This is a genomic window from Streptomyces sp. NPDC054932, from assembly GCF_053610205.1.
In genome coordinates, this window is sequence record NZ_JBSGXU010000373.1 from 1 (window position 1) to 2,234 (window position 2,234).

3 protein-coding genes are annotated in these 2,234 nt (G+C 73.5%); all 3 read right to left on the bottom strand.

The annotated features are described in order from the left end of the window. Window positions 1-47 precede the first annotated feature (47 nt). The gene (metF, locus tag ACWGE1_RS40865) at window positions 48-950 is read right to left on the bottom strand and encodes a methylenetetrahydrofolate reductase [NAD(P)H] (RefSeq protein ID WP_453425537.1); all 903 of its coding nucleotides are present in this window, start codon (window positions 948-950) and stop codon (window positions 48-50) included. Further along, window positions 947-1,930, bottom strand: a complete 984-nt coding sequence (locus ACWGE1_RS40870; RefSeq protein ID WP_453425538.1) for a carbohydrate kinase family protein — start codon at window positions 1,928-1,930, stop codon at window positions 947-949. Before ACWGE1_RS40870 ends, metF begins: the two co-directional genes overlap by 4 nt. A 2-nt stretch (window positions 1,931-1,932) precedes the next feature. After that, window positions 1,933-2,234 (bottom strand): methionine adenosyltransferase domain-containing protein (locus ACWGE1_RS40875; protein WP_453425539.1); only part of this gene is annotated, 302 nt, incomplete at its 5' end.

Consider the following 2,234-nt stretch of genomic DNA (forward strand, 5'->3'; position numbering starts at 1 on the left):
ATGCGGGTGGGGGCCGCCCCCGGCTCGTCCTCGACCGTGGGGACTCCTCAGGCCCGGGCCGCCAGGGCGCGTTCGGTCAGGCCGGAGCCGAGCAGTGCGCGGTGGATCTCGGAGGTCGCCGTGGACCGGTTGAGCGTGATGTAGTGCAGGCCGGGAGCTCCCTCGGCGAGCAGCCGCCCGGCCATGGCCACCGCGAAATCGACACCGACGCGCCGACCCGCCGGCCCGCCGCCCGCCGCCTCCAGCCGCCGGGCGAGGTCCTCCGGGAACGTGGCCCCGCTCAGCTCGGCGAACCGGGCGATCTGCCGGGCGTCGGTGGCCGGCATGATCGCGGGGATGATCGGGATGTCGCACCCCGCCGCCACGACACGGTCCCGCAGCCGCAGGTAGTCCTCGGCCCGGAAGAACATCTGGGTGACCGCGTAGTCCGCGCCCGCGCGGCACTTGGCCACGAAGTGCCGCACGTCGGACTCCCAGTCGGGGGAGCGCGGATGGCGTTCGGGAAACGCCGCGACGCCGACGCTGAACGCTCCCGATTCCCGCACCAGCCGGACCAGCTCCCAGGCGTGGGAGAAGCCGCTGGGGTGCTGGATCCAGGGCGCGTTGGGGTCGCCCGGCGGGTCCCCCCGCAGGGCCAGGACGTCCCGGACGCCCGCGTCCGCGTACTGGCCGATCACGTGCCGCAGTTCGGCGACCGAGTGCGCCACCGCCGTCAGGTGGGCCACCGGGCGCAGCGTGGTCTCCGCCGCGATCCGCTTCGTCAGCCCGACGGTGCGGTCCCGGGACGATCCCCCGGCCCCGTAGGTGACCGAGACGAAGCTCGGGGCGAACGTCTCGATCCGGCGGATCGCCTCCCACAGGGCGGCCTCGCCCGCCTCCGTCCGGGGCGGGAAGAACTCGAAGGAGAACGAGGGGGCGCCGGTGGCGAGGAGTTCGCGCAGCTCCGTCACGCGGGCTCCCCCGGCCACGCGCCGATGTCCGCCGCCGCCCCGGCCCCGTAGGCCCGCACCAGTCGCTCCGACAGGTCCCAGGGAAGCAGCTTGTACTCCTGGGTGCCGAAGGACTCGAGGACGATCGTGGCCACGGCGCAGCCCAGTTGGGCAGCGCGCCGGTGGGACAACCCCCGGGACAGGCCCGCGAGGAAGCCGGCCCGGAAGGCGTCGCCCACGCCGGTGGGGTCGGTGGGCCGGTCCGTCGCGACGGCGGGCACGTGCTCGGCCGGCCCGTCGGCGGTCAGGATCGAGACCCCGTCAGCGCCCTTGGTGACGATCCACACGCCGACGCGGGCCAGCACCTCGGCTTCGCTCCACCCGGTCCGCTGCCGCAGCAGGGCGCTCTCGTACGCGTTGGTGAAGAGGAACCGGGCCCCGTCCACGAGCAGCCGGGTCGACTCCTCGTCGAGGCGCGCCAGTTGCTGCGAGGGGTCGGCCGCGACCGGGATGCCGGCGGCGTGCGCCGCCCTGGTGTGGCGGACCATGGCCTCCGGCACGTCGGGGGCGACCAGGACGAGGTCGAGGCTGCCGACGCGGTCCACGACCTCGGCCAGATCGATCTCCTGGGCCTCCACCATGGCGCCCGGATAGAAGGAGGCGATCTGGTTGTGGTCGACGTCGGTCGTGCACATGAAGCGGGCCGTGTGGCGCGTGGTGCTGAGCCGGACCGATCCGGTGTCCACACCGGAGGCGCGCAGCCGGTCGTCGTACTCGGTGAAGTCCGTGCCGGCGGCGCCGACCAGCACCGGCGCCAGCCCGAGCAGGCCCAGCCCGTAACAGATGTTCGCGGCAACGCCGCCCCGGCGGACCTGGAGGTCGTCGACGAGGAATGACAGGGAGATCGTCGCCAGGCGCTCGGGGATGATCTGCTCGGCGAAGCGGCCCGGGAAGGTCGCCAGGTGGTCGGTGGCGATGGATCCGGTGACGGCGATGTCCATGATCACATCCCGGCGGCTGCGCGAAGGGCCTCGGCGCGGTCGGTGCGCTCCCAGGTGAAGTCGGGGAGTTCGCGGCCGAAGTGGCCGTAGGCGGCGGTCTGGGTGTAGATCGGGCGCAGCAGGTCGAGGTCGCGGATGATGGCGGCCGGGCGGAGGTCGAAGACGTCGGTGATGGCCTTCTGGATCCTCGCCACCTCGGTCTTGGCGGAGCCGAAGGTCTCGACGAACAGGCCGACGGGCTCGGCCTTGCCGATGGCGTAGGCGACCTGGACCTCGCAGCGTGAGGCGAGGCCGGCGGCGACGA